The sequence below is a fragment of the uncultured Brevundimonas sp. genome (genome assembly GCF_963974615.1).
Lineage (GTDB): Bacteria > Pseudomonadota > Alphaproteobacteria > Caulobacterales > Caulobacteraceae > Brevundimonas.
In genome coordinates this window covers 1-25,029 of record NZ_CAXBDH010000002.1, presented here as the reverse complement: position 1 = coordinate 25,029, position 25,029 = coordinate 1, and the positions used below count along the sequence as shown (strand labels likewise).

Here is a 25,029-nt window from a genome sequence, read left to right as displayed (position 1 = left end):
GCTGGAGTTCGTCTTCATGACCGACAAGCACGAACTCCGGGCGAGCATGCGGGCCGAGCGCAAACGCCTGGCCGAGCTGGATCCCAAGGCGGCTCACTGCGTCGCCGGGCACGCGGATGACATTCCGGGCGTGGTGATCCACGCCGTTTACTGGCCGATCGGCTCGGAACTCGATCCCACACCATTGGCGACGAGACTTGTAAGCGAAGGCTATGATCTGTGCCTGCCGGTCGTCATCGCGCTGGATGAACCGATGATTTTCCGCCGCTGGGCACCGGGCGATCCGCTGGAGCCGGACGCGGCGGGGGTGCCTGCGCCGCTTCCCCTGGCCGAAACGGTGGAGCCGGAACTGATCCTGACCCCCTTGCTGGCTTTCGATGCCATGGGCGGCCGACTGGGCCAGGGTGGAGGTCATTATGACCGCACCTTCGCCACTCTGCCTGACGCCCTGCGTATCGGCCTTGCCTATGAAGGCCAGCGGGTCGATCGCGTCCCTGTTGAAACCCATGACCAGGTCCTGCAAGGCGTTCTGACCGAGGTCGGCTATACCCGCATCCTTGGGCCACACGGCTACGAGGACTGAATATGCGTTTGGCGTTTTTTGGCGATGTGGTGGGCAAGTCCGGCCGTGACGGCCTTTCTGACCATCTGCCCGCGCTCAAGCGCGAGCTGAAGCTCGACTTCGTCGTGGTCAATGCCGAGAACGCCGCCGGCGGCTTCGGCATCACCGAGAATACGGCCAAGGAGCTGTTCATGGCCGGGGCCGACTGCCTGACCCTGGGCAATCACAGCTGGGACCAGCGCGAAGCCCTGACCTATATCGTGCGCGAGCCGCGCCTGATCCGCCCGGCCAACTATCCCCGGCTGATGGACGCTCCGGGCGCTGGTGCAAACCTGTTTGAAACGCAAACCGGCAAGACCGTCCTGGTCATGAATGTGCTGGGCCGCATCCACATGGACCCGATGGACTGTCCGTTCAGTGCCGTCGAGCGTGAGCTGGCCGCCTGTCCCATGGGGCTGGCCGCCGACGCCGTGATCGTCGACATGCACGCCGAGGCGACCAGTGAAAAGATGGCCATGGGCCATTTCTGCGACGGCCGCGCCAGCCTGGTCGTCGGCACCCACACTCATGTGCCGACCGCCGACTGCCAGATCCTGCCCGGCGGCACCGCCTATCAGACCGACGCCGGCGGTTGCTGCGACTATGACAGTGTCATCGGCAACGAGAAGGAAGAGCCGCTGCGGCGCTTCACCACCCGCCTGTCGGGCGGCCGCTACAGCCCCGCGTCCGGCCCGGCCACGATCTGCGGCGTCTATGTCGAGACCGACGACAAGACCGGCCTCGCCACCCGGGTCGAGCCGATCCGCGTCGGCGGCCGTCTGAGTCAGAGCGTGCCGGTCGTCGCCTGAACCGGTCGGTGTCAGTCCGTCGCCGGTTTCCACGCCTGCATGTCAGCGATCTCGCGCGTTTGCCGGTCCTTGATGGCCCGGGCCATGCGGCGAACCTCCGGATCAGACGACTGCGCCAGGGCGGTGTCGGCCATGGCCACACTGTTCCGGTGCTGTTCGATCATCCGGGCCATAAAGGCCTGATCGTTCTGCGATGAGCCGGGATGACCCGTGGCCGGTCCGGCCGTCATGATCGCGCCGTCCTTGATCGCCGCGGCCTGGTTGGCAGCGGTGGCCTCACGCACGGCCTGTTGAACGGGATCGCCTCCGCCATCGCAGGCCCCCAGCGCCACGGCGCAGACGAGAAGCAGACAGCGACTGCGCATTGGCACGGCTCAACCCTCGATCCACTGCGGCATCCAGCCTTCGTGAATCTCGCGCAGATGGGCCAGCGGGATGCTGAACAGGTCGGTCGAGGCGAAGGCGTCGCCCCCGGCCTTGCCGACGACCGAGGCGTGCAGCCCGGCCTCGCGTGCGGCGGCGATGATGTCGTCCGGATTGGGCACGGCGACCAGATAGCGGGCCTGGTCCTCGCCGAACAGGAAGATATGGGCGTGGGTGGCGCTGCTGGCGTCCAGGGTCACCCCGATGTCCGAGGCCAGGGCCAGATCGGCCGCCGCACCGATCAGCCCGCCGTCGGACAGGTCGTGCACACAGGTCAGGCCGCCGGCCTCGATCAGGCCGCGTACAAAGTCGCCGGTCTTGCGTTCCAGCGCCAGATCAACCGGCGGCGGCGCGCCGTCCTCGCGGCCCAGCACCTCACGCAGATAGATCGAGGCCCCCAGCTCGCCGACCGTTTCGCCGATCAGCACCAGGGTCTCGCCCTCGGTCATGCCGCCGAAGCCGGTGACCACGTCATAATTGCTCAGCAGGCCGACCGCCCCGACCGTCGGGGTCGGCGGAATCGCCGCGCCATTGGTCTCGTTGTAGAGGCTGACGTTGCCGCTCACGACCGGGAAGTCCAGCACCCGGCAGGCCTCGGCCATGCCGTCGATGGCGCGGACGATCTGGCCCATGATCTCGGGCCGCTGCGGATTGCCGAAATTGAGATTGTCGGTGATGGCGATCGGGCGTGAACCGACGGCGGTCAGGTTGCGCCAAGCCTCGGCTACCGCCTGTTTGCCACCCTCATAGGGATCATTCTGGACATAGCGCGGGGTGCAGTCGCTGGTCACGGCCAACCCCTTGTCGGTGCCGTGTACGCGGACCACGCCCGCATCGGCCCCGGTCGCGGAATCCTGCAGGGTGTCGGCCATCACGTGGCGATCATACTGCTCCCAGATCCAGCGCTTGGACGCCATGTCCGGGCAGGCGATGACCTTGAGGACCGCGTCCTCCCAGCTGGCGGGGGCGGGCACGTCGGCCGGGGCGAGGCGGGGATGCAGCGCGGGCTGGACCCAGGGCCGGTCGTACAGAGGCGCGTCGTCGAACAGCGGGGCCAGCGGCACGTCGCAGACGATCTTGCCGTGGTGGTTCAGGATCAGTCGGCCCGTGTCGGTGGTCCTGCCGATCACGGCGGCGTCCAGACCCCATTTCTCGAAGATGCGGTGGCCGTCGGCCTCGCGGCCCGGCTTCAGCACGGCCAGCATCCGCTCCTGGCTTTCCGACAGCATCATCTCATAGGCGGTCATGCCGGTTTCGCGCTGGGGCACCATGTCCATGTTCAGCTCGACGCCGACCCCGCCCTTGCCGGCCATCTCGACCGAGGAACTGGTCAGGCCCGCGGCCCCCATGTCCTGGATCGCCGCCACCGCGCCCGAGGCCATCAGCTCCAGCGTCGCCTCGATCAGCAGCTTCTCGGCGAACGGATCGCCGACCTGCACGGTCGGGCGTTTGTCATCGGAATCCGCGTCGAACTCGGCGCTGGCCATGGTCGCGCCATGGATGCCGTCGCGGCCGGTCTTGGAGCCGAAATAGACCACCGACATGCCCGCGCCCGGCGCGGCCGAATAGAAGATGCTGTCAGCCTTGGCCACGCCCACGCACATGGCGTTGACGAGGATGTTGCCGTTGTAGCCACGGTGGAAATTGGTCTCTCCGCCGACGGTCGGCACGCCGACGCAATTGCCGTAACCGCCGATGCCCGAGACCACGCCCTTGACCAGCCGCTTCGTCTTCTCGTGTGACGGATCACCGAAGCGCAGGGCGTTGAGCAGGGCCACCGGCCGCGCCCCCATGGTGAAGACGTCGCGCATGATGCCGCCCACGCCGGTCGCCGCCCCCTGATAAGGCTCGATATAGGACGGGTGGTTATGGCTCTCCATCTTGAAGATGCAGGCGTCACCGTCGTCGATGTCGATGACCCCGGCGTTCTCGCCCGGTCCGCAGATCACCCGCGGCCCCGTGGTCGGGAATTTACCCAGATGGATCTTCGACGACTTGTACGAGCAGTGCTCGCTCCACATCACCGAGAACACGCCCAGTTCGACGTCATTGGGTTCGCGTCCCAGCCGGTCGAGGACGACCTGATATTCGGCGGGGGACAGGCCGTATTCGGCGGCCAGTTCGGCGGTGGTCTTTTGCGGAGCGCTCATGGAGCGCGCTTCTAGCGACTCGCAGCCGATGTGTCAGCCTTCACGTCGCCGTCGGCGACAGACCCTGCGGGGCGGTGGCGCAGCACCAGCAGGATCGCCCCCGCCAGCACGGCGATCGCCACGACCATTGCGGTGAGGGCCAGGGGCGGATTGCGCGACTGTTCCGCCGTGTACACGCCCATCAGACCCCAGCTGACCGGCAGGGCATAGGCCAGCATCCGCAGCCGGGCCGTGACCGTCAGCGCCACCACGCCCACGGTGACGACGGCCAGAATCGCCCAGTCGGTCGGCGGCAGGACGGACGGCAGGTCGCCGTTGCCGGTCACCACCGTCAGCAGATTGACCGGGGCCGCCACGGTCAACCACCCGGCCAGCAGGGCCAGGGGCCAGACGGTCATCCAGCGGTCGCCGTCACGTCGCGGCAGGGCCCGGATCGCACCGGCATTGGCCCACAGCGGGATCAGCAGCACCAGCAGCGCCCCGAAGATCAGCACGATGGTGCTGGTTTCCCAATCAAACGCCGCGGCCACGATCCATACACCGATGGCCAGCAGGGCACCGACCGAGGGCCAGCCCAGCGCCTTCAGCAGCGGGGTCGCGGGCGTCGCGGGCATGGCCTGCCGCACCGCATAGACCAGCAGCCACCCATAGATGATGCCCCAGATGGCGAAGGCGTAGCCGGTCACCCTCAGGGTTGCGTCGCTGTCGGCGGCAAACTCGGCCGGGCTCTGGCCCCAGCCCATGAAGATCTGGGCCTGACCGATGACCACGGCGAACAGGGCGCTGGCGAGGACCAGCAGCCGCCGCGTCGCCTCGGCCGATGTGGGGACAGTGGGGGTCACGGTCATCTCCGGAGACGGTGCGGGGCAACGAGGGAACTACGCATGGAAACGGCAAAGGTTCAGCGGCGCGTTGTCACCGAACGCCGGCCGGGAACTCCGGGCCGGTCACACGGTTAGAGTCCTGTAGTCAGGAGACCCAACCATGGCCGATCAAAAACCCGTATTCGAAACCGACGACGTCGCCGCCAGCCGCGTGCGCGAGCAGGGACTGGGCATCGGTGCCCGCGAACTGGCCGCCCAGCGCGACCCCGGCGACGTTCAGTCGCGCGACGACGAGGATGTGCACGTCGAACCCGACGACGAGGCGCTGAAATCCTCCGACGCCACCTGACGGCTCAAGCCGCGTCCATCACGCTACGGAACAGCACCGCGCCGTCGGCGGATCCCAGCTCGGCCTCGAAGGCCCGGTCGGGGTGCGGCATCATGCCCAGCACATTGCCGCGCGCGTTCTGGATGCCGGCGATGTCGGCGACCGAGCCGTTGGGATTGTCGACATAGCGGAACACCACCTGCCCCTCGCCCTCGATCCGGGCCAGGGTCTCGGCGTCGGCGAAGAAATTTCCGTCGCCATTGCCCTGGGTCATCACCACCTCGCGCTGGCCCTGATAGCCGGCGGTGAAGCGGGTCTGGCCGTTGGTCACGGTCATGGCGATCGGCTTGCACACATATTTCAGCCCGGCGTTGCGCAGCAGGGCTCCGGGCAGCATCCCGGCCTCGCACAGGATCTGGAAGCCGTTGCAGATGCCGACCACGGCCACACCGTCGTCGGCGGCCTGCTTCACGGCCTGCATCACCGGCGACTGGGCTGCCATGGCCCCGCAGCGCAGATAGTCGCCATAGGAAAAGCCGCCGGGCAGGACGATCAGGTCCAGCCCCTCGGGCAGGGTGGTCTCCTGATGCCAGACCATCTCGACCCGCTCGCCGGTCGAGCGTTCGATGGCGACCTTGCAGTCGCGATCACAATTGGAACCCGGGAAGACGATGACAGCTGCGCTCATGGCGCGGCCATTTAGCAGGGTTCGGCGGCCTTGTCAGCGGCGGGTCTCAGCCTTCGCCGGTGTTCTCGTAGGTCGCGGTGATCGACGCCTTGGCCAGCGTATGGAAATGCAGGTTGAAGCCGAACACCGCCCCCGAATTGTCCGGCGTCACGTCCAGTTGCGGCACGTCCACCGCGAAGACCGTGAAGACATAGCGGTGCGGACCGTGACCCGGCGGCGGGGCGGCCCCGCCGAAGCCGGGCGAACCGAAGTCGGTGCGACCCTCGACCGCGCCCCGGGGCAGACCGGCGGACGACGCGGCCTCGAGCAGCTCCCTGACGTCGGCGGGGATGTTGGCCACGGTCCAGTGCCAGAAGCCCGAGCCGGTCGGGGCGTCGGGATCATAGCAGGTGACGGCATAGCTCTTTGTGCCCTCGGGTGCGCCGGTCCAGCGCAGATGGGGCGAGACATTACCCTTCGCCTGAACCTGGGCATCGGGCAGGGTGCCGCCGTCGGTGATGTCGTTGGAGGTCAGGGTGAAGGTCATCGGCGAAACTCCGGATTTACGCTCATCGGGCGCGTGATGCCTCGGGTCAGGATCGTCACGTTTCAGTCCCTGGCGGGTAGCGGTCTATTTTCCACTGTCCTCTGCGCGGTGTCACGCTATCGTGGAGCCGGGGTGCATGCACAGCCTCGTTCCGAGCAAGATCGTGTCTGCACAACCCTGCCATTTTCAATCCAGTAATGAAGTCCTGAGCTGTCGGAATGATCGACGGTGTCTTCTGAACAGGTCTGATCGGCTGCGGGTTGATCTGGCCATGAACCGGTTCGCAGGCGACCAGGGGAGTCGAACATGACGGCCGAAGACAAGGTGACCATCCCCCTGGCGGTGCGGATCGCGCGCGGCATTCTTCGGTCCATCGAGACTCTGATCGGCCGGACATCGCCTGTCGGGGACAGGCATTTCTTCGAAACGGAACAGTTTTCGTGGGTGGCCGCGATGGAGGCGTCCTACCCCGACATCGCCCGCGAACTGTCGGTCATCATGAACGATCTGGCCGACGTGCCGGCGTTTGAGGTCATATCAACGGATCAGAAGGCGATAACCAACGACGGTCGCTGGAAGACCTATTTTTTCCGCGGCTATGGCGTCGATTTTCTGCCCAACTGCTGCGCCTGCCCCATGACCTGGGAAGCCCTGGGCCGGATACCGGGGATGACCACCGCCTTCTTCTCCATCCTTGAGCCGGGCAAGCAGATCCCGCCGCACCGTGGTCCTTACAAGGGGGTCCTGCGCTATCACCTTGGTCTCGTGGTGCCGCAACCGCCCGAAGGGGCGTGGATCGAGGTCGGGGGCGAACGGCGTCACTGGCGGAACGGAGGAAGTCTCATATTCGACGACAGCTTTGCCCACAGTGCCGGCAATGACACCGATGAGGTCAGGGTTGTGTTGTTTGTGGACTTCATCAGGCCGTTGCCGGCACCGGTATCCTGGCTCAACGCGCTGATCATCAATCTGATAAGCCGGTCGCCGTATGTGCAGGAGGGGAAGCGGAACTCCGAGGACTGGCAGGCCCTGGTGGCGCGCCGAAAAGCATCCCGGTGACAGGACGTGCGTCGAGACTCCCGGGTCCCCGTCACAGGGTCACCGGACTGACCGTCCGGGGCTTGCGGCTAACCCGTGCCGGTCTACGTTTTAAAGTCTGAACTGGAGACCATGCAATGCTCAGGGCCCTTGCGAACCGGACATTCAGCACACGCGCCGTGAATATTCGCATCGGTACGACAGAGTTTACCGCCGGACCGGGCACGCCCGAAATGACGGTGGTCATTGCTGATCCGTCGACCGCCCTGTCCATTGCCCTCAATCCCGAACTGGCCGTCGGTGACGCCTTCATGGACGGTCAACTGACGATCGAGGGCGGCGACATCTACGACTTCCTCCTGCTGGCGGCCTCCCAGATGTCGATTCATCCGATGAACCCCGGCCTGCTGTGGCGCTGGAAGCGGCGTCTCGATCAGGCCAATGACCGTCTGCGCGCCCGCCGCAACGTGCATCATCACTATGATCTGACGCTGGACTTCTACCGCCTCTTCCTCGACGGGGACCTGCAGTATTCCTGCGCCCTGTTCGAAACCCCCGACGCCACCCTGGAACAGGCCCAGGTCGCCAAGAAGCGGCGGCTGATCGACAAGCTGATCCTGCGTCCGGACCAGAGGGTGCTCGACATCGGCTGCGGCTGGGGCGGGCTGGGCCTGTCGCTGGCCGGGGCGGGGGGGCGGGTCACCGGCGTGACCCTGTCCACCGAACAGCACACCACGGCCCGCGCCCGTGCCGTCGCCGCCGGAGTCGCTGACCGGGTCGACTTTCGGCTGCAAGACTATCGCGATCTGGACGGAACCTTCGACCGCATCATCTCGGTCGGCATGTTCGAACATGTCGGCCTGCCCAACTATCAGGAGTATTTCGACACGGTCGCCCGCCTGCTGACCCCGGACGGGGTGGCGGTGATCCATGCGATCGGCCGCAGGGGCCCGCCCAGCCGCACCCAGCCGTGGATCGCCAAACACGTGTTCCCGGGCGGCTATATCCCCTCGCTGTCCGAGGTCCTGCCTGCGATCGAACGCTCAGGCCTGTGGGTCACGGACATGGAGGTTCTGCGTCTGCACTATGCGGAAACGCTGAAGATCTGGCGCGAACGCTTTCTGGCCCGACGCGCAGAGGCCGTGGCCCTGTATGATGAGCGCTTCTGCCGGATGTGGGAATTCTACCTGGCGTCCAGCGAGGTTGGCTTCCGCACCCTCGGCCACATGGTGTTCCAGATTCAACTGACCCGCCGTCAGGATGCCGTGCCCCTGACACGGGCCTATCTGTGCGACTGAGGCGTCAGTCGACTTCGACGCGGTAGCTTTCGATCACGGTGTTGGCCAGCAGGGTGTCGCACATCTTCTTGACCTCTTCGGCCGGGTCGCCCGCGCCGGTGAAGTCGAATTCGATCAGCTTGCCGACCCGGGCATTGGCCACACCGGGCCAGCCCAGGCCCTGCAACGCGCCCTCGACGGCCTTGCCCTGCACGTCCAGCACGCCGGGCTTCAGGAACACATGAACCTTGATCTTCGCCATCAGTGCAGTCCCCCCTGAATCACTGTCGGCATCTCCTTCATGATGCCCAGTCGCCTGGCCACCTCGGTATAGCTCTCGATGACATTGCCCAGGTCGCGACGGAAACGGTCCTTGTCCATCTTCTCGCCGGTGGCCGTGTCCCACAGCCGGCACGAGTCCGGGCTGATCTCGTCGGCCAGGATGATCCGGGCGAAATCGTTTTCCCACACCCGGCCGAATTCGATCTTGAAGTCGATCAGGGTGATGCCGACCGCGCCGAACATGCCCGACAGATAGTCATTGACCCGCACGGTCATGGCCAGGATGTCGTCCAGCTCCTGGGTCGTGGCCCAGTTGAAGGCGGTGATGTGCTCCTCGGTGACCATCGGGTCGTTGAGCTCATCCTTCTTGTAGTAGAATTCGATGATCGAACGGGGCAGGGGCGTGCCCTCCTCGATGCCGAGGCGCTGGCTCATCGAGCCGGCCACGATATTGCGGCACACGACCTCCAGCGGAATGATCTCGACCTCGCGAATCAGCTGCTCGCGCAGGTTCAGCCGCTTGATGAAATGGTTGGTGACGCCGATTCCGTTCAGCCGGCTCATCACGAACTCGCTGATCCGGTTGTTGATCACACCCTTGCCTTCCAGCTGGGCCTTCTTCTCGCCGTTGAAGGCGGTCGCATCGTCCTTGAAATACTGGATCAGCGTGCCCGGCTCGGGACCCTCGTAAAGGATCTTGGCCTTGCCCTCGTAGATCTTCTTGCGTTTGGAATTCATGGTCCGGTCCCGGCGGGGAGAGTTAGGTGCCTGTCCAGAAACAAAAATCGCGCGGCCAGAACCTCGGTCTGGGCGGCGCGACAGCGGAATCGAGCGGACGGGAAGATAAGGCGGGGCGGACTCTAGCGGAAGGCGCTCGACGACACAAACGACACGATCGGTCACAGGCTTTCCGGAACCGCAAGTCGCGCGGTTGCGTTCAGCGGGGAGCGGTCTATAGACCTCCGCGACTGCGGGTGGACGAGTGCCCGCGATTGGAGCTTCTGAACGCGTATGACGACCTTTGACGATCGGGAAGCCGCTTTCGAGTCCAAGTTCGCGCTCGATCAGGATCAGGAATTCAAGGCTATGGCCCGCCGTAACAAGCTGCTGGGCCTGTGGGCTGCCGGCAAGATGGGCCTGTCCGAGGAGAGCGGCGAACAATACGCCAATGCTGTTGTGCGCGCGGACTTCGAACAGCCCGGCGAAGAGGATGTGTTCCGCAAGATCGCCGGAGACTTCAAGGGCTCCGGCATGGCCGTCTCCGAGGGCGAGATTCGCTCCAAGATGGACGAGCTGGCCTCGATCGCCCGCGACCAGGTCCGCGCCGGAAAATAGTCCCGTATCCAAAGGTTCAGGCCGCTCCGTTTCCGGGGCGGCCTTTTTCGTGCGCGCCGGGTCTTCAGTCTCCGAGCGCCGCCTTCAGGATCGCCCACCCTTGTGCCTTCTCCTGCAAAGGCCGGGCATGGGCCGGGCTTGAGGACGGCAGGTCGATCAGGGTCAGCCGACCGTCCAGGCCCGACAGAATTCGTCGCCCCGAACGCGCCGCCGTCTTGCCGTTGAACGCCACGGCCCGCAGCTGCGGCAGGGTGGCGATCAGGCCGGGCAGGTCGGCGAACTCGGGGTCCCGGATGGCCGTGTCCAGACTGCCCGCCCTGTGCGCCGTGGTGATCACGTCCCACAGGCCGATCCCGGCGGTCTTCAGGGCCTCCAGCCGCGCCGCATAGGGCAGGGCCGTCAGGTCGCGCCCGATCACCCCGCCGGTCAGTCGCCAGAAGGCGTTGCGGGGGTGGGCATAGTATTGCACCGCCGCCAGCGAGGCGTCGCCGGGCAAACTGCCCAGAATCAGCAGGCGCGTGCGGCCGTCGACGACGGGGGCGAAGCCGATCCGCCGCGTCAACGGGGGATCAGCGGGCGGCGACACCGGCATCCCTCAGCCAGCCGACGACCGACAGCCGCGTTCCGCGGGCATAGGCGGCGACGGGTGAAACCGAATGCAGCTGCGGCACCCGGAACAGGGTCAGGGTGTTCCAGCGGGGCGCATGGCCCCGGGTCACGTCGCCGGTCGCGTCATGGAACAGCAGCTGGCCGCCCCAGTCGGGCCGCCACTCGCGGGTGAAGCCCAGCGTATAGGCGGTCAGCCGGTCGCTGGCTTCGGTCCCCACGTCATTGTGCAGGCCGATGAAGTCGCCGGGCCGGTAGCGGGTCGCCTGACCGTCGGCCTTCACCACCCGGGGCTGGCCGGTGACCGTGGCCCCGAAGCGGACGAACTCATCATTCAGCCATTCGGTCAGGCCGTGGATCGCATGGCCGGGGTCGCGACCGGCCAGATAGGCGCTGATCAGCGGATAGCTCAGATACATGAAGCCGTACTGCCCGCCGGCCCGTACCAGCATGGCCTTCAGCCGCTCGCGCAGCACCGGTTCGCCGACGGCGGCGATCTGGGCCCGGGTCAGGACCGCGGGACGCCCGTCCTCACCCTCGAAGGCCAGGTCCCAGTCGAGGGCCGTCTCCAGCAGGGTGGCCAGCGATTCGGCGACCTCGGGCTCGAACACATCGGGGATCTGGACGAAGCCGTCCCGGGCATAGGCGCGCGCGGCGGCCTCGACATCGATCGCCGGATTGAGTCGCAGCGCCGGGCCGGTCATCAGCTGGCTCCGAACACCCGCTGGAACACCGTATCGACGTGTTTGGTGTGATAGCCGATGTCGAACAGGGCCTCGAGCTGGGCCTCGGGCAGGGTGACCCGCGCATCGGCCTTGAGGAAGTCGAGGAAACGGCCTTCGCCGCGCCACACCTTCATCGCATTCTCCTGCACCGCGGCATAGGCGTCCTCACGCGACACGCCGGCCTGGGTCAGGGCCAGCATGACCCGCTGCGAATGCACCAGCCCGCCCAGCAGGTTGAGGTTCTTCTCCATATTGGCCGGATAGACGTTCAGCCGCTCGACCACGCCCGCCAACCGGTGCAGGGCGAAGTCCAGATGGATGGTGGCGTCGGGGCCGATGCCGCGCTCGACCGAGGAATGGCTGATGTCCCGCTCGTGCCACAGGGCGACGTTTTCCATCGCCGGCACCACGGCCGAGCGCACCAGACGCGCCAGGCCGGTCAGGTTCTCGGTCAGGATCGGGTTGCGCTTGTGCGGCATGGCCGACGAGCCCTTCTGGCCCTTGTCGAAGAATTCCTCGGCCTCCAGCACCTCGGTGCGCTGCAGGTGGCGGATTTCGACCGCCAGCCGCTCGACCGAACTGGCGACCACGCCCAGCGCCGCAAAGAAGGCCGCGTGGCGGTCACGCGGGATCACCTGGGTCGACACCGGTTCGACGGCCAGGCCCATCTTCTCGGCGACATAGACCTCAACCGCCGGATCGACATTGGCAAAGGTGCCCACGGCCCCCGAGATGGCGCAGGTGGCGATCTCTTCCTTCGCCGTCAGCAGCCGGCGTCTGGCCCGCTGGAATTCGGCGTGATAGCCGGCCAGCTTCAGCCCGAAGGTCACCGGCTCGGCGTGGATGCCGTGGCTGCGACCGACGCAGGCGGTCAGCTTGTGCTCTCTGGCGCGCTTCTCCAGCGCCGCCAGCACCCGGTCGACCCCCTCGACCAGCAGGTCCGAGGCCCGCGCCAGCTGCACCGAGAAACAGGTGTCCAGCACGTCCGATGACGTCATGCCCTGGTGCAGGAAGCGCGCCTCCTCGCCGACGATCTCCGACACATGGGTCAGGAAGGCGATGACGTCATGTTTGGTGGTGCGTTCGATCTCGTCGATGCGGTCGGCATCGAACACCACATCCTTGCCCTTGGCCCAGATGGCCTCGGCGGCGCTGGCCGGGATGGTGCCCAGCTCGGCCATCCGCGTGGCGGCGTGGGCCTCGATCTCGAACCAGATCCGGTATTTGGTCTCCTGCGACCAGATGGCGACGGCTTCGGGGCGGGAATAACGAATGATCATGGGCGCGGGGTGTCGGTCCAAGGCCCCCGTGAGTCAAGGCGTAGACGGTTTGCCGGCTTGCATCGTGACCGGCGGCGGGTCAGGACAGGCGTTCATCCGGCAGGAGCGACCCCATGGAACTGATCATCGGCCCCCGGCTGTATTCGACCTGGTCCCTGCGTCCGTGGCTGGTGCTGAAGCACTGTGGCGCGGACTTCACTGTGCGCGAGATCGACATCTATTCGCCGGCGGGCCGGGCCGAGCTGGAGCAGGTTTCGCCGTCGAAACTGGTCCCCGTGCTCGAGGTCGAGGGCGAACTGATCTGGGATTCCATGGCCATCTCGGTCTGGTGCGCCGAACGCTACCCTGAGGCGAAGCTGTGGCCCGCCGACGCCCACGCCCGCTGGCTGGCCCGCTCGGCGGCCTGCGAGATGCACGGTGGCTTCATGGCCCTGCGCAGCGAATGCGGCATGGGGCCGGACCATACGATGGTCGGACCCGATCGCGCGCCCCCGCCGACCGGCGAGGCCGTGGCCCGTGATCTCCGCCGCATCGTCGCCCTGTGGAGCCAGATGCGAACCCGGTTCGGCGCAGCCGGGCCTTATCTGTTCGGTCAGTGGTCGGTACCCGACGCCTTCTTCACCCCGGTCGCGGCCCGTCTGCGTCATTATCAGATCGATCTGACCGCCTATGGCGATGACGGCACCGCCGCCGCCTATCGCGACGCCCTGCTGGCCCAGCCCGATTTCCTGCAGTGGACGGCCGACGCCCTGGGTGCCGGTTAACCGCGCCCGCTCATCCGCCCTTAACCGAACGGCGTTATAAAACGGTGCGGGTGATCTGTCCGCACCGGAGTCGCCCATGGCTATCCAGTTTGACTCGCACCCACCGGCCCCGCATCAGCCCCGTCTGATCGTTTACGGTCTGCTGATCCTGATCGCCACCTGTCTGCCCGCCCTGTTGCTGGTCAGCCTGATCTGACGCGGACCGGCCTGCGCCCCTCCGGCTCTAGCGTCCGCCGTCTGCGGACGGCGTGGCAGCGACCTCGACCGGTGCCGGCAGCGGCGCGACATAGTCCAGATTGATCGGCACGGCCCGCGCGCCCGAGGCCACGGCATCCAGGGTGTTCAGCGGCGCGCCCAGCATCCGCTGATAGATCCAGTAGGCTGCCACGACCTTCTCGACGTAGTCCCGCGCCTGCGGCACATCGATGGTCTCGATCAGCAGCAACGGATCGGCGTCCTGTCCGAGCTTGCGGATCGCTCCCAGCATCGGGCCCGGCCCGGCATTGTACGAGGCCGCCGCCCGCAACAGGTCGCCCTGCAGGGCCGACATCTGCAGCATCTTGTTGATATAGGCCTGACCCAGCCGCAGGTTCACGGCCGGTTGCAGCAACCGGTCCGGATTGGTGACGAAGCCGCGATCACCAGTCATTTCGGCGGCCGTGGTCGGCATCACCTGCATCATGCCATAGGCCCCGGCCCCGGAGCGGGCATCTGCGTTGAAGCCCGTCTCCTTGCGGGCGATCGCATAGACCAGCGCCCGCTCGATGGTGAAGCCGCCCTCGGGTTCGAGTACCGGCATCGGATAGCGATCGGCATCGATGCGCTCGGCGGCGTCGTTCGAACCGGTGACGCGCGGTCCCAGGGCCCGGGCCAGTCCGGCCCACATCTCCCGCGCAGCGTCGCCGACGGCGGTGCGCAGGCCGGTCTTCAGCTCGCTGCGGGCGTCATCGCGTCGACCGATTTCGAAATAGGCCACCGTGCGTCGGGCCCGGGGGTCGGCCAGGATGAAATCGTTCAGCTCATTGGCATCGACCCCGACCGGTTCCGGTGCCTGACCGGATGAGTGCCGCGCCACCGCCTCATAGGCGCGCGGGCCCAGATTCTCGATCACCGGCTCCTCACCCAGCTGACGCAGGGCGATCTGGCCATAGAAGGTCGCCGGCCAGCGCGCGGCCATGCGCAGATAGTCCTGGATCCGGTCATGACGACCCGACTGGGCAGCGGATTTGGCACACCAGACGGCGGCTCCGGCGCGAACCCAGGCGTCCTCGGTCGGGTCTCTGGCGACACGGTCAAACGCGGTCAGGGCCTTGGCGAATTCGCCCTGACGATAGGTCGCCAGTCCCACGGTCCACCAGTCACCGATCTGTTCCCCGATCGTCTCCGCCCCGGCCAGGTCATCGGCATTGTAGGCGATCCGGGCGGCCTTCATCGGGTCGTCGGCGCTGCCTCCGCCGTCAGCCGCGAGTACACTGTTCCAGCTACGGCCGCCGACACCGGCCGGTCGCCGCGGCTCGGGCGCGCCGTCCGGGCGGCGTCGCAGCGCCAGATCATAGGCGCGACGGGCGTCCGGCAGGTCAGCGTATTCCTCCAGCCAGGCGCTCAGGTCCTCATAGGTGGCGGTATAGTCGCGGTGGAACAGGCGTTCGAACTCGACCTGTCCCAGCAGCACATGGTCCTGGGCCTCGCGGGCCGAGGCGCGGGCCAGGTCGAGGTCACCGCGGCGCAGGGCGTCAAAGGCGGTGGTGTAGCTGAGGCGGTCGGCCGAACTCAGGGCGCTGGGCGGCCGACGCGGATCCTCGTCAGCCGCACTGGCGACGGTGGCAAACACGGCCATCGCCGTGGCGAGGGCCGGGATGATGATCGCGCGGCAGTAAAAACGCATCTTTGGCGGCCCCCTGGAAGCGACGTCGTCGTCCGTATCAAATCGGACCCGGCGCGCCCCTGCATTCGGTCGTCAGGCAACAAGGGTGCCACACCCCCTGCCTGACTCAAGCCTGTTCGCCTTTTGGGGCGATTTTGAGTCAGAGCTTCGCCGTCGAGGGGTCTGTCAGTTGATCAAGCCGCGTGGTCAGGGCCAGCAGATCGCTCCAGACCTGTCGCTTGGCCTGGGGCTGCCGCAGCAGAAAGGCCGGGTGCAGCGTCGGCATGGCCGGGGCCGAAAAGCCGCCTTCGGCCAGCCGCCATTCCTGCCATTGGCCCCGCAGCCGCATAATCCCCTCGTCGGTGCCCAGCACCGATCGCGAGGCCGTCGCCCCCACCAGCAGTACGGCCTTTGGCCGCATCAGGGCGAAGGCCCGGTCCAGGAACGGGGCACAGGTCGCCTGTTCCGGCGGGGTCGGCGAGCGGTTGCCCGGCGGATGCCAGAAGACGGTGTTGGTAATGAAGACCCGGTCCGTCAGGCCGGCGGCCTCCAGCATCCGGTCCAGCAGTCGCCCGGCCCGGCCCACGAACGGGGCCCCCTGGGTATCCTCATCGATACCCGGGGCCTCGCCGACGACCAGCACCGGAGCCGACGCATCGCCGCGCGAGAAGACCGACCGGGTCGCCCCCATGCCGCTCAGCGGGCAGCCGGTGAATGATGCAATGGCCGCGGCCAGCTCTTCCATCGTTTGCGCAGCGGCGGCCAGATGCCGGGCCTCGGCGACAGCCTCGTCCGTATGCGGGCGGGCCACCACGGCGGCGGTCGCCCGCGCTACGGCCTTCAGGGGCGGCGGCGGCGCGACATGGGTACGATCGACCGGGGCCTCGCCGAAGCAGGCGTCGACCCCTGCATCGCTCCAGAAGGCGAGCAGACTCTCGGTCGCGGCGGTGTCGGGGGCGGAAGCGTTCATGGGGTCGTGACAGGGATAAGCCTTGACCGCCCCCGCGTCACCTTCCGATAAGATGGTAATCACATAAACCGTCGAGGATAAGCGGCATGGCCGAGCAAGCGATCGAAGGCGGTGCCGTCAATACGGCGCAGGAAGCCATCATCGACAACCTGCCCCCGCTGGAGGCCCTGACCGGCGTTGAGCGCGAGGTGATGGAGTATGACGTCGTCATCGTCGGCGGCGGCCCCGCCGGCCTGTCCGCCGCCATCCGCCTGAAACAGCGCGCGGAAAAGGACGGCAAGGAGATCTCCGTCGCCGTTCTGGAAAAGAGCGCCGAGATCGGCGGCCACATCCTGTCCGGTGCCGTCATCGATCCCAAGGCCCTGAACGAGCTGTTCCCCGACTGGAAGGCCCGCGGCGCGCCGCTGGAGACCCCGGTGACGAAGGACCGCTTCATGGTGCTGGGACCGCAGGGCCAGATCAGCCTGCCCATGCCCCTGCTGCCGCCGATGATGCACAACAACGGCTGCTACATCGCCTCGCTCGGCAATGTCTCCCGTTGGCTGGGCGAACAGGCCGAGGCGCTGGGGGTCGAGGTCTATCCCGGCATGGCCGCCAGCCATGTGGTCTGGGACGAACCCTCCGGCCGGGTGAAGGGCGTCGTCGCCGGCGTCTTCGGCATCGACAAGGACGGCAAGCCCACCGGCGATTTCCAGCCCGGCATCGAACTGCACGGCAAATACGTCTTTATCGCCGAGGGCGTGCGCGGCTCGTTGGCCAAGACCATCATGGCCCGTCACCAGCTGGCCGCTGACTGCCAGCCGCAGAAATACGGCATCGGCCTCAAGGAGCTGTGGCAGGTCCCCGCCGACAAGCACCAGCCCGGCCTGGCCCAGCACACCACCGGCTGGCCGCTGGACGAACACACCGGCGGCGGCAGCTTCATGTACCATTTCGGCGATCGCTATGTGGCCATCGGCTATGTGGTGCACCTGAACTACAAGAACCCCTTCCTGTCGCCGTTCGACGAATTCCAGCGCTTCAAGCACCACCCGGCCATCAGCGAACACCTCGAGGGCGGTACCCGCATCTCCTACGGCGCGCGGGCCATCACCGAGGGCGGCTTCCAGTCGGTACCGAAACTGGCCTTCCCGGGCGGGGCGCTGATCGGCTGCTCGGCCGGCTTTGTGAACGTGCCCCGCATCAAGGGCAGCCACAACGCCATGAAGACCGGCATGCTGGCCGCCGACGCCGCCTATGACGCCGTCATCGCCGGGCGGGCGGGCGATACCCTGGTCGAATACCAGACCGCCTATGACAACAGCTGGGTCCGCAAGGAACTGAAAGCGGTCCGCAATGCCAAGCCGCTGCTGTCGAAATACGGCACCACCCTCGGCGGGGCGCTGGGCGTGTTCGACCTGTGGTGCGGGGCCCTGTTCGGCGGCTTCTCGCTGTTCGGCACCCGGAAGCACGGCAAGACCGACTCGGCCTCGACCGAGCGTGCTGCGAAGCACAAGCCGATCGCCTATCCGAAACCGGACGGCAAGCTCAGCTTCGACAAGTTGTCGTCGGTGTTCATCTCCAACACCAACCACGCCGAGGAACAGCCGGCCCATCTGAAGCTGCTGGACCCGTCGATCCCGATCCGCGTCAACCTGCCCGAATACGGCGAACCGGCCCGGCTCTACTGCCCGGCGGGGGTCTATGAGGTGCTGTACGACGAGGACGGCAAATCCAATCCGCGCTTCCAGATCAACGCCCAGAACTGCGTCCACTGCAAAACCTGCGACATCAAGGATCCGTCGCAGAATATCGTCTGGACCACGCCCGAGGGCGGCGGCGGCCCCAATTATCCGAATATGTGATCGCTGCGTCGAGAGGCCTTGCGAGCGCCGTACAAAGCGGTGAGGGTTGAATCATGCGCCTCATTCGTCTGATCACCTCCGTTTCCGTCGCCAGCCTGCTGTCGGTGGCGTTTGCCACATCGGCCCTGGCTCAGGATGGGCCACCCGTCATCGTCGTGCCCGGGGTTCAGATCGAGCACCGGCGCACGCCGGAGATTTTGCCCGAAGCCGGGGAACACGAGGTTGAGCCGACAGGGACGATCGAGCCGGATTTGGATTTGGATTTGGATGTGGATATGGATGCGGATGAGGCCGAAGCCGCTCCGCCGCCGATCATCCCCATCCCCGCGGTCTGGGCCCCGGTCCCCGAAGACGCGGCGGGACGCTCGGCCTATGGTCTCTATCTGGCCGGCCGGCTGGCCCTGTCCCGTGGTGAGGGCGAGACCGGTGCCGGGCTGCTGGCCGGGGTCGAGCGTCTGACGCCCGAGCAGCCCCGCGTGCGCTCCCAGGCCTTTACCTCGGCCCTGCTGGCCGGTGATCTCGATCTGGCGGCGCGCCTCCAGCCCTCGGGCGACGATGTGCCGCCGATCGTCAGCGAGGCCGGGCGTCTGGTCGAGGCAGTGCGGACCTTCGGTGCCGGTGATGCCCGTGCCGCCCTGGCGGTGCTCAAGGGCAATCCGATCCGTCAGCCGCACGCCCGGGCCGGCTATTATGTCCAGCCCTGGATCGCCGCCGCGGCCGGGGACTGGGACCTGGCCCTGATCCAGCCCTCGGCGAGTGCGGTCGATCCGGGCTCACTGTTCATCCGGCACAATCGCGCCCTGCTGCTGGAGCACCGCCGCCGCTACGACGAGGCCGACGCGGCCTTCCAGGCCCTGACCGCCCTGCCCAGCGGGGCCCGGCTGTTCCGTCTGTCCTATGCCGAGTTTCTCGAACGCCGCCACCGGCGCGACGACGCCCTCGCCGTCTATGACGCGGCCATCGCCGGCGGCAGCACCGATCCGGCGGTGCATCAGGGCCGTCAGCGGCTGCTGTCGCGGACCGGACGTCCGCCCCGGGCTCCCGATCTGCGCACCGGCGCGGCCGATTCCCTGACCATCGCCGCCCTTCAGGCCTCGGCCGAGGGTGGCCCCGAGGTCGCCGCCGTCTATCTGCGTCTGGCCCAGGGGCTGGCCCCCAGCGACCTGACCCTGTTCCGCCTCGGGCAGGTGTTGGCCGAGGCCCAGCGTGAAGCCGACGCCCGGGACGCCCTCGGCCGCATCAGTCCCTCCGATCCCGGCCTCTACGCCCGGGCCCGGATCGAGATCGGCCGCAGCCTGCAACGCGACGGTCAGTCCGGGGCCGCCCTGGTCGAGCTTCAACGCGCCGCCGCCGCCGTGCCGGATGAACCGGAAGCGGCCTATCTGCTGGCGACCCAGCTGATCCAGCTCGATCGCCATCAGGACGCATTGGCGATCCTGAACGGCCCCTTGCTGAACACCGACAACCAACCGTTCGAGATCCGCTTCATCCGCGGCGTCGCCTATGAATCCCTCGACCGCACCGCCGAGGCCGAGGCCGAGCTCTGGGCCGCGCTCCAGGCCAAACCCGACGACCCTACCGTGCTGAACTATCTCGGCTACCTCTGGGTCGACAGCGGTCGCCGCGTCACCGAGGGGGCCGCAATGATCGCCCGCGCCCTCGCCGCCGAGCCCGACAACGGTAACATCCAGGACTCCCTCGGCTGGGCCCAGTACCGTCAGGGCCAGTACGAGACGGCCGTGGAGACGCTGGAGGGGGCGGTGGACAAGGAGCCGGCCAATGCCGAGATCAACGATCATCTCGGTGATGCCTACTGGCAGGTCGGCCGCCGCCGCGAAGCCGGATTCCAGTGGAACCGGGTCCTGACCCTGGCCCCGGATGCGGCGCGTCAGGCCGAGGTCGAGCGCAAGCTGGCCGAGGGTCTGGCCCCGCCCGTCCCGGTCTCGGGCACCGGGGTCTGATCACATGGACGGCGCAACCCTGGCCCCGGCCAAGGTCAATCTGTTCCTGCATGTCGGGCCGGTGGACGGCGACGGCTATCATCCACTGGCCAGTCTGGTGGCCTTCGCCGATCTCGGCGACCGGCTGAGCGTCGAGCCGGGCGAGGCCCTGGCGCTGCGGGTCACCGGTCCCTTCGCCGCCGGGCTGGCGGACGAGGCCGACAATCTGGTGCTGCGGGCCCTGCGCGCACTGGGCGATGTGACCGGCACCGGTCCGCCGCCGCTCCGGGTCACCCTCGACAAGCATTTGCCGCTCGCCGCCGGTCTGGGCGGCGGTTCGGCCGACGCCGGGGCGGCCCTGCGGCTGGCCCGCCGGGCGCTGGACCTCGATCTCGATGACGCCGCCCTGACGCAGATCGCCGCCGGCATCGGGGCCGACGGTCCCATGTGTCTGTTCGCCCGCCCGGTCTGGGCCGAGGGCCGCGGTGATGTGCTGGAGCCCGCGCCCGACCTGCCGTCGCTGACCACCGTGCTGGTCAATCCCGGCCTGCCGTCGCCGACCGGGGCCGTCTATCGCGGCTATGATGCCGGCCCCCTGGCCACCGCCGACCGCCCGGCCCCGCCGTCGAGCTGGACCCCGGCGGCCGTGATCGACTGGCTGGCCGGGCAGCGCAATGACCTGCAGGCCCCGGCCGTGGCCCTGTGCCCGGCGATCGGCACGACCCTCGCCGCCGTCACCGCCGCGCCGGGGGTGCGGCTGGCGCGGATGTCCGGTTCGGGGGGCACCGTCTTCGGCCTGTGCGAGGACGCCGCCGCCGCCCGCGCCGCCGCCGCCGCCCTGTCCGCCGCCCATCCGCACTGGTGGGTACAGGCGACCGTTCTCGGGCACGGCCTCCAGCCTGACGATCACTGATCCGCCCTTCCACCCCGCCCGCCTTCTAATCCGCCCCCGTCCGGTTGAAGTCGAACGCCGCGAGCCCTAGGGTCCGCCGTCATTTTTTGCGTCTGCGAAGCGGCCCGCCCCTTGCCCCATTCGACCGAACCTCTCGCCTTCCAGGACCTGATCCTGACGCTCCAGAAATACTGGGGCGACCAGGGCTGTGCCCTGCTTCAGCCCTATGACATCGAGGTCGGGGCCGGCACCCTGCATCCGGCCACCGTGCTGCGCGCGCTGGGCCCGCGCCCGTGGAAGGCCGCCTATGTCCAGCCGTCACGCCGCCCCGGCGACGGCCGCTATGGCGAAAACCCCAACCGCCTCCAGCACTATTACCAATTCCAGGTCATCCTGAAGCCGAACCCCGACAACCTTCAGGAACTCTATCTCGGCTCGCTGGCGGCGATCGGCATCGATCCGAAGCTGCACGACATCCGCTTCGTCGAGGACGACTGGGAGAACCCCACCGTCGGGGCCTGGGGTCTGGGCTGGGAGGTCTGGTGCGACGGCATGGAGGTGACCCAGTTCACCTATTTCCAGGGCGTCGGCGGCATCGAGGTCGACGTCGTCTCCGGCGAACTGACCTACGGGCTCGAGCGTCTGGCCATGTACGTCCAGGGCGTCGACAACGTCTATGATCTGAAATTCACCAAGGAAGGCCTGACCTACGGTGAGGTCTTCCTCGAGAACGAACGCCAGCAGTCCGAAGCAAACTTCCACGGCTATGACGTCGACGGCCTCAAGCGCCGCTTCGAGGACATGGTCGCCGAGGTCGAACGCTTCCTCGCCATGACCGGCCCGCAAGGCCAGGCCCTGGTCCTGCCCGCCTACGACCAGGTGCTGAAGGCCAGCCACCTGTTCAACCTGATGGACGCCCGCGGCGCCATCGCCGTCGCCGAACGCCAGAGCTACATCGGCCGTATCCGCGACCTGTGTAAGGCCTGTGCAACCGCTTACGTCGAGCAAGAGCGAGCGAGCGCGTGAACATCGACGGTCGCCATAGCGCCCCCTTCCCCCTGGAGGGGGGAAGGGCCGGGGATGGGGGTGGAGGCGGTTCCGCCGCCGCCCGGCCGACCCGTATCGCGCCGGGCGGCATAGATCGCGCCCGCCGCCTGCGTCGCGAACAGACCCTCGCCGAACGCCTGCTGTGGGAAGCATTGCGGAAGCGGAAGATGAATTTCCGCCGGCAGGCTCCGATTGGCCGTTTCATCGCCGACTTTGTCCACCTTGCCTCGCGGCTGGTGATTGAGGTCGACGGCCCGTTCCACGATCTGCCGGATCGTCAGATCTCCGACGCCGCCCGCACCCGCTGGCTCAACGACAACGGCTACCGGGTCATCCGCTTCCCGGAGAAGCAGGTCCGTGACGAGCTGATGGCCGTCGTCGAACAGATCGTCGCGGCGACGACACCACCCCCATCCCCAGCCCTTCCCCCCTCCAGGGGGAAGGGAGCACCACGGTACGACGTCCGGTAATGCCCCAACTCCTCATCGAACTCTTCTCCGAAGAAATCCCCGCCCGCATGCAGGCCGGGGCCGCGCGCGACCTCGAACGCATGGCGACCGAACGCCTCAAGGCCGCCGGCCTGACGTACGACGCCCTGACCACCTTCGCCGGCCCGCGCCGCCTGACTCTGGTGGTCGAGGGCCTGCCGACGGCGACGCCGGACCGCGAGGAAGAGGTCAAGGGGCCCCGCACCTCGGCCCCGGACCAGGCGCTGGACGGCTTCCTGCGCAAGACCGGCCTGACCAAGGCTGACCTGACCGAGCGCGACGGTGTCTGGTTCGCCGTCATCGCCTCAAAGGGCGTGCGCACCCCCGATGTCGTCGCCGGCATGGTCGACCAGATCGTGCGCGGCTTCCCGTGGCCGAAATCGATGCGTTGGGGCTCCGGCACCCTGCGCTGGGTCCGGCCGCTGAAGCGGATCGTCGCCCTGTTCGACGGCCATGTCGTGCCGTTCGAGATCGACGGCATCAAGAGCGACAACCTCACCGAGGGCCACCGTTTCATGGGCGGCGGCAAGCCGTTCGCGGTGCGCGACTTCGCCGACTACCGCAAAAAGCTGCGCGACCATTTCGTCATTCTCGACGCCGCCGAACGCCGCCTGCACATCCTCGAGGCCGCCCGGGCCACCTGCCACGCCCGCGGGCTGGACCTGGTCGATGACGACGGCCTGCTGGACGAGGTCGCCGGCCTGGCCGAATGGCCAACCCCGATCCTCGGCGACATGGACCCCGCCTTCCTCAGCCTGCCGCCCGAGGTGGTCCGGCTGTCGATGAAGGTGCACCAGAAATATTTCGCCGTGCGCAGTTCTTCCCCCGCAGGGGGGAGTACCCGCGAAGCGGGGGAGGGGGGCTTCTCCACGCCGCAGCTGGCGCCCCACTTCGTCGTCGTCGCCAATGTCGAGGCCAGCGACGGTGGCACCGCCCTCGCCGCCGGCAACAGCCGCGTCCTCTCCGCCCGCCTCGACGACGCCCGCTTCTTCTGGGACGAGGACCTGAAGACCGGCTTCGACGTCTGGGCCAAAAAACTGGAAGGCGTCACTTTCCACGCCAAGCTCGGCACCCTGGCCGAGCGCGTCGACCGCATCGCCGCCCTCGCCCGCGAGATCGCCCCCCTGGTCGGGGCCGACCCCGATCAGGCCGAACAGGCCGCCCGCCTGTCGAAAGCCGACCTCGCCAGCGCCATGGTCGGCGAGTTCCCCGAACTGCAGGGCGTGATGGGCGGGTATTATGCAAGAGCCCTGCCCCCCTCGAACCCGGCGACGCCGGCTTCGGTCCCCCCGGCGGGGGGACAGTCTCGCACCCAATCTCCCCCCACCGGGGGGAGTACCCGCGAAGCGGGGGAGGGGGGCTATCCCGCCGCCGTCGCCGACGCCGTGCGCGACCACTACAAGCCCCAGGGCCCCGCCGACTCCGTGCCGACCGCCCCCCTGACCGTGGCCGTCGCCCTCGCCGACAAGCTGGACACCCTGGTCGGCTTCTTCGCCATCGACGAAAAGCCGACGGGGTCGAAGGACCCCTTCGCCCTGCGTCGCGCGGCGCTGGGGGTGATACGGCTTCTCTTGGAGAATGAAGTTCGCGTGCCGCTTGGCGGCATCCTGCCCGCAGGCCTTCGAGGCCTCGGTAGAGAAGACGGAGGGGAAATCTGGCTGTGGGGCTACGACCCGGACAGCAAGTACAGCGACCCGAAGACCGGTGTGACCAGCTCACCTCAGACGCTGATCAAGGTTGAACAATCGGCCGCCGACCTCCTCGCCTTCTTCGCCGACCGCCTCAAGGTCCTGCTCCGCGATCAGGGCAAGCGCCACGACCTCGTCGACGCGGTCTTCGCCCTCGGTGACGACGACCTCGTCCGCATCGTGCGCCGGGTTGAGGCGCTGGACACCTTCCTCGCCACCGACGACGGGGCCAATCTGCTGGCGGGCAACAAGCGCGCCGCCAACATCCTGCGCGCCGAAGAGAAGAAGGGCCCGCTGCCGACCGGCGAACGTCAGCCCGATCTGGCCGGTGAGCCCGCCGCCGAGACCGCCCTGGCCGCCGCCGTCACCACGGCCGCCGCCGATGTCGACACCGCCCTCGCGGCCGAGGATTTCGCCGCCGCCATGACCGCCCTGTCGCGCCTGCGCGGCCCGGTCGACACCTTCTTTACCGACGTGATGGTCAATTCCGAAGTCCCGGTCGAACGCGACAACCGCCTGAAACTGCTCGGCCAGGTCCGCGACGTCATGGGCCGCGTCGCCGACTTCGCCCAGATCGCAGGGTAGGGCAAAGCCCCTCTGCTGTCGTCATCCCGGGGGCGCGCCGCGCCCCCCCCCCCCC

At 67.6% G+C, this 25,029-nt stretch carries 25 protein-coding genes; 13 read left to right on the top strand and 12 right to left on the bottom strand.

The genetic code is table 11. The features are described 5' to 3' along the window. Positions 1 to 16 precede the first annotated feature (16 nt). Both AAC050_RS01440 and AAC050_RS01435 read left to right on the top strand, forming a co-directional pair. Positions 17 to 583, top strand: a complete 567-nt coding sequence (locus AAC050_RS01440; RefSeq protein ID WP_339913263.1) for a 5-formyltetrahydrofolate cyclo-ligase — start codon at positions 17 to 19, stop codon at positions 581 to 583. A gap of 2 nt (positions 584 to 585) precedes the next feature. Beyond that, positions 586 to 1,410 carry a TIGR00282 family metallophosphoesterase gene (locus AAC050_RS01435; RefSeq protein ID WP_339913262.1) on the top strand — a complete coding sequence of 275 codons (825 nt, stop codon included), beginning with the start codon at positions 586 to 588 and terminating at the stop codon, positions 1,408 to 1,410. Positions 1,411 to 1,421: 11 nt separating this feature from the next. Here the strand turns inward: AAC050_RS01435 and AAC050_RS01430 are convergent, their stop codons facing one another. The 3 genes from AAC050_RS01430 to AAC050_RS01420 are packed head-to-tail and all read right to left on the bottom strand — an operon-like array spanning position 1,422 to position 4,825. After that, entirely contained in the window at positions 1,422 to 1,775 is a 354-nt protein-coding gene (locus AAC050_RS01430; RefSeq protein ID WP_339913261.1) for a DUF305 domain-containing protein, read from the bottom strand. Positions 1,776 to 1,784: 9 nt separating this feature from the next. Then, a complete protein-coding gene (gene purL / locus AAC050_RS01425) occupies positions 1,785 to 3,983 on the bottom strand; it encodes a phosphoribosylformylglycinamidine synthase subunit PurL (RefSeq protein ID WP_339913260.1) in 2,199 nt (732 codons plus the stop codon). An 11-nt stretch (positions 3,984 to 3,994) separates the two neighbouring features. Further along, on the bottom strand, positions 3,995 to 4,825 hold the full coding sequence (locus AAC050_RS01420; RefSeq protein WP_339913259.1) for a hypothetical protein: 831 nt from the start codon (positions 4,823 to 4,825) through the stop codon (positions 3,995 to 3,997). Positions 4,826 to 4,967: 142 nt separating this feature from the next. Between AAC050_RS01420 and AAC050_RS01415 the strand changes: the two genes are divergently transcribed. Beyond that, on the top strand, positions 4,968 to 5,156 hold the full coding sequence (locus AAC050_RS01415) for a hypothetical protein (RefSeq protein WP_339913258.1): 189 nt from the start codon (positions 4,968 to 4,970) through the stop codon (positions 5,154 to 5,156). A 4-nt stretch (positions 5,157 to 5,160) separates the two neighbouring features. Here the strand turns inward: AAC050_RS01415 and purQ are convergent, their stop codons facing one another. Further along, positions 5,161 to 5,823 carry a phosphoribosylformylglycinamidine synthase subunit PurQ gene (purQ, locus tag AAC050_RS01410; RefSeq protein WP_339913257.1) on the bottom strand — a complete coding sequence of 221 codons (663 nt, stop codon included), beginning with the start codon at positions 5,821 to 5,823 and terminating at the stop codon, positions 5,161 to 5,163. A 46-nt stretch (positions 5,824 to 5,869) separates the two neighbouring features. Next, positions 5,870 to 6,349 carry a YbhB/YbcL family Raf kinase inhibitor-like protein gene (locus tag AAC050_RS01405; protein WP_339913256.1) on the bottom strand — a complete coding sequence of 160 codons (480 nt, stop codon included), beginning with the start codon at positions 6,347 to 6,349 and terminating at the stop codon, positions 5,870 to 5,872. Between the two features lie 306 nt (positions 6,350 to 6,655). Here AAC050_RS01405 and AAC050_RS01400 point away from each other — a divergent pair, with 306 nt between their 5' ends. Both AAC050_RS01400 and AAC050_RS01395 read left to right on the top strand, forming a co-directional pair. After that, the gene (locus AAC050_RS01400; protein ID WP_339913255.1) at positions 6,656 to 7,408 is read left to right on the top strand and encodes an aspartyl/asparaginyl beta-hydroxylase domain-containing protein; all 753 of its coding nucleotides are present in this window, start codon (positions 6,656 to 6,658) and stop codon (positions 7,406 to 7,408) included. Between the two features lie 116 nt (positions 7,409 to 7,524). After that, positions 7,525 to 8,685 carry a cyclopropane-fatty-acyl-phospholipid synthase family protein gene (locus AAC050_RS01395; protein WP_339913254.1) on the top strand — a complete coding sequence of 387 codons (1,161 nt, stop codon included), beginning with the start codon at positions 7,525 to 7,527 and terminating at the stop codon, positions 8,683 to 8,685. A gap of 4 nt (positions 8,686 to 8,689) precedes the next feature. On the opposite strand, the gene purS is transcribed toward AAC050_RS01395, so the two are convergent. Both purS and purC read right to left on the bottom strand, forming a co-directional pair. Beyond that, positions 8,690 to 8,926 carry a phosphoribosylformylglycinamidine synthase subunit PurS gene (gene purS / locus AAC050_RS01390; protein WP_339913253.1) on the bottom strand — a complete coding sequence of 79 codons (237 nt, stop codon included), beginning with the start codon at positions 8,924 to 8,926 and terminating at the stop codon, positions 8,690 to 8,692. Next, positions 8,926 to 9,684, bottom strand: coding sequence for a phosphoribosylaminoimidazolesuccinocarboxamide synthase (purC, locus tag AAC050_RS01385; protein WP_339913252.1), 759 nt, complete (start codon positions 9,682 to 9,684; stop codon positions 8,926 to 8,928). The genes purS and purC overlap by 1 nt, the downstream gene beginning before the upstream one ends. 273 nt (positions 9,685 to 9,957) lie before the next feature. Between purC and AAC050_RS01380 the strand changes: the two genes are divergently transcribed. Then, positions 9,958 to 10,281, top strand: coding sequence for a DUF1476 domain-containing protein (locus AAC050_RS01380; RefSeq protein WP_339913251.1), 324 nt, complete (start codon positions 9,958 to 9,960; stop codon positions 10,279 to 10,281). Positions 10,282 to 10,345: 64 nt separating this feature from the next. On the opposite strand, the gene AAC050_RS01375 is transcribed toward AAC050_RS01380, so the two are convergent. Genes AAC050_RS01375 through purB form a run of 3 tightly spaced genes read right to left on the bottom strand, consistent with a single transcriptional unit; the run spans position 10,346 to position 12,892 of the window. Continuing rightward, positions 10,346 to 10,843 (bottom strand): DNA-deoxyinosine glycosylase, encoded by a 498-nt coding sequence (locus AAC050_RS01375; protein WP_339913250.1) that lies wholly within the window; start codon positions 10,841 to 10,843, stop codon positions 10,346 to 10,348. A 7-nt stretch (positions 10,844 to 10,850) separates the two neighbouring features. Further along, positions 10,851 to 11,591 (bottom strand): 2OG-Fe(II) oxygenase family protein, encoded by a 741-nt coding sequence (locus tag AAC050_RS01370; RefSeq protein ID WP_339913249.1) that lies wholly within the window; start codon positions 11,589 to 11,591, stop codon positions 10,851 to 10,853. Then, a complete protein-coding gene (gene purB / locus AAC050_RS01365) occupies positions 11,591 to 12,892 on the bottom strand; it encodes an adenylosuccinate lyase (RefSeq protein ID WP_339913248.1) in 1,302 nt (433 codons plus the stop codon). The genes AAC050_RS01370 and purB overlap by 1 nt, the downstream gene beginning before the upstream one ends. Positions 12,893 to 13,005: 113 nt before the next feature. Here purB and AAC050_RS01360 point away from each other — a divergent pair, with 113 nt between their 5' ends. Beyond that, the gene (locus tag AAC050_RS01360) at positions 13,006 to 13,656 is read left to right on the top strand and encodes a glutathione S-transferase (RefSeq protein WP_339913247.1); all 651 of its coding nucleotides are present in this window, start codon (positions 13,006 to 13,008) and stop codon (positions 13,654 to 13,656) included. Positions 13,657 to 13,879: 223 nt separating this feature from the next. Here the strand turns inward: AAC050_RS01360 and AAC050_RS01355 are convergent, their stop codons facing one another. Together AAC050_RS01355 and AAC050_RS01350 are read right to left on the bottom strand one after the other, a co-directional pair. Continuing rightward, on the bottom strand, positions 13,880 to 15,541 hold the full coding sequence (locus tag AAC050_RS01355; protein ID WP_339913246.1) for a lytic transglycosylase domain-containing protein: 1,662 nt from the start codon (positions 15,539 to 15,541) through the stop codon (positions 13,880 to 13,882). Between the two features lie 139 nt (positions 15,542 to 15,680). Next, positions 15,681 to 16,490, bottom strand: coding sequence for a uracil-DNA glycosylase (locus tag AAC050_RS01350; RefSeq protein WP_339913245.1), 810 nt, complete (start codon positions 16,488 to 16,490; stop codon positions 15,681 to 15,683). Between the two features lie 191 nt (positions 16,491 to 16,681). Here AAC050_RS01350 and AAC050_RS01345 point away from each other — a divergent pair, with 191 nt between their 5' ends. The 6 genes from AAC050_RS01345 (at position 16,682) to glyS (ending at position 24,974) form a co-directional block, all read left to right on the top strand. Beyond that, on the top strand, positions 16,682 to 18,334 hold the full coding sequence (locus AAC050_RS01345) for an electron transfer flavoprotein-ubiquinone oxidoreductase (protein ID WP_339913436.1): 1,653 nt from the start codon (positions 16,682 to 16,684) through the stop codon (positions 18,332 to 18,334). 53 nt (positions 18,335 to 18,387) lie between these two features. Then, on the top strand, positions 18,388 to 20,295 hold the full coding sequence (locus AAC050_RS01340) for a tetratricopeptide repeat protein (protein ID WP_339913244.1): 1,908 nt from the start codon (positions 18,388 to 18,390) through the stop codon (positions 20,293 to 20,295). A gap of 4 nt (positions 20,296 to 20,299) precedes the next feature. Next, a complete protein-coding gene (locus AAC050_RS01335) occupies positions 20,300 to 21,187 on the top strand; it encodes a 4-(cytidine 5'-diphospho)-2-C-methyl-D-erythritol kinase (RefSeq protein WP_339913243.1) in 888 nt (295 codons plus the stop codon). A gap of 111 nt (positions 21,188 to 21,298) precedes the next feature. After that, entirely contained in the window at positions 21,299 to 22,192 is an 894-nt protein-coding gene (locus AAC050_RS01330) for a glycine--tRNA ligase subunit alpha (protein WP_339913242.1), read from the top strand. Beyond that, positions 22,189 to 22,683, top strand: a complete 495-nt coding sequence (locus AAC050_RS01325; protein ID WP_339913241.1) for an endonuclease domain-containing protein — start codon at positions 22,189 to 22,191, stop codon at positions 22,681 to 22,683. Before AAC050_RS01330 ends, AAC050_RS01325 begins: the two co-directional genes overlap by 4 nt. After that, positions 22,683 to 24,974 carry a glycine--tRNA ligase subunit beta gene (glyS, locus tag AAC050_RS01320; RefSeq protein ID WP_339913240.1) on the top strand — a complete coding sequence of 764 codons (2,292 nt, stop codon included), beginning with the start codon at positions 22,683 to 22,685 and terminating at the stop codon, positions 24,972 to 24,974. The genes AAC050_RS01325 and glyS overlap by 1 nt, the downstream gene beginning before the upstream one ends. Positions 24,975 to 25,029: the final 55 nt, after the last annotated feature.

What these genes read in the sequence shown, in the direction of transcription:
- AAC050_RS01430 (WP_339913261.1), bottom strand. Translation starts at nt 1,775, where the DNA reads ATGCGCAGTCGCTGTCTGCTTCTCGTCTGCGCCGTGGCGCTGGGGGCC.
- AAC050_RS01335 (WP_339913243.1), top strand. Translation starts at nt 20,300, where the DNA reads ATGGACGGCGCAACCCTGGCCCCGGCCAAGGTCAATCTGTTCCTGCAT.
- purL (WP_339913260.1), bottom strand. Translation starts at nt 3,983, where the DNA reads ATGAGCGCTCCGCAAAAGACCACCGCCGAACTGGCCGCCGAATACGGC.
- AAC050_RS01400 (WP_339913255.1), top strand. Translation starts at nt 6,656, where the DNA reads ATGACGGCCGAAGACAAGGTGACCATCCCCCTGGCGGTGCGGATCGCG.
- glyS (WP_339913240.1), top strand. Translation starts at nt 22,683, where the DNA reads ATGCCCCAACTCCTCATCGAACTCTTCTCCGAAGAAATCCCCGCCCGC.
- purQ (WP_339913257.1), bottom strand. Translation starts at nt 5,823, where the DNA reads ATGAGCGCAGCTGTCATCGTCTTCCCGGGTTCCAATTGTGATCGCGAC.
- purS (WP_339913253.1), bottom strand. Translation starts at nt 8,926, where the DNA reads ATGGCGAAGATCAAGGTTCATGTGTTCCTGAAGCCCGGCGTGCTGGAC.
- AAC050_RS01405 (WP_339913256.1), bottom strand. Translation starts at nt 6,349, where the DNA reads ATGACCTTCACCCTGACCTCCAACGACATCACCGACGGCGGCACCCTG.
- AAC050_RS01395 (WP_339913254.1), top strand. Translation starts at nt 7,525, where the DNA reads ATGCTCAGGGCCCTTGCGAACCGGACATTCAGCACACGCGCCGTGAAT.
- AAC050_RS01360 (WP_339913247.1), top strand. Translation starts at nt 13,006, where the DNA reads ATGGAACTGATCATCGGCCCCCGGCTGTATTCGACCTGGTCCCTGCGT.
- AAC050_RS01435 (WP_339913262.1), top strand. Translation starts at nt 586, where the DNA reads ATGCGTTTGGCGTTTTTTGGCGATGTGGTGGGCAAGTCCGGCCGTGAC.
- AAC050_RS01340 (WP_339913244.1), top strand. Translation starts at nt 18,388, where the DNA reads ATGCGCCTCATTCGTCTGATCACCTCCGTTTCCGTCGCCAGCCTGCTG.
- AAC050_RS01355 (WP_339913246.1), bottom strand. Translation starts at nt 15,541, where the DNA reads ATGCGTTTTTACTGCCGCGCGATCATCATCCCGGCCCTCGCCACGGCG.
- AAC050_RS01415 (WP_339913258.1), top strand. Translation starts at nt 4,968, where the DNA reads ATGGCCGATCAAAAACCCGTATTCGAAACCGACGACGTCGCCGCCAGC.
- purC (WP_339913252.1), bottom strand. Translation starts at nt 9,684, where the DNA reads ATGAATTCCAAACGCAAGAAGATCTACGAGGGCAAGGCCAAGATCCTT.
- AAC050_RS01370 (WP_339913249.1), bottom strand. Translation starts at nt 11,591, where the DNA reads ATGACCGGCCCGGCGCTGCGACTCAATCCGGCGATCGATGTCGAGGCC.
- AAC050_RS01380 (WP_339913251.1), top strand. Translation starts at nt 9,958, where the DNA reads ATGACGACCTTTGACGATCGGGAAGCCGCTTTCGAGTCCAAGTTCGCG.
- purB (WP_339913248.1), bottom strand. Translation starts at nt 12,892, where the DNA reads ATGATCATTCGTTATTCCCGCCCCGAAGCCGTCGCCATCTGGTCGCAG.
- AAC050_RS01345 (WP_339913436.1), top strand. Translation starts at nt 16,682, where the DNA reads ATGGAGTATGACGTCGTCATCGTCGGCGGCGGCCCCGCCGGCCTGTCC.
- AAC050_RS01440 (WP_339913263.1), top strand. Translation starts at nt 17, where the DNA reads ATGACCGACAAGCACGAACTCCGGGCGAGCATGCGGGCCGAGCGCAAA.
- AAC050_RS01350 (WP_339913245.1), bottom strand. Translation starts at nt 16,490, where the DNA reads ATGAACGCTTCCGCCCCCGACACCGCCGCGACCGAGAGTCTGCTCGCC.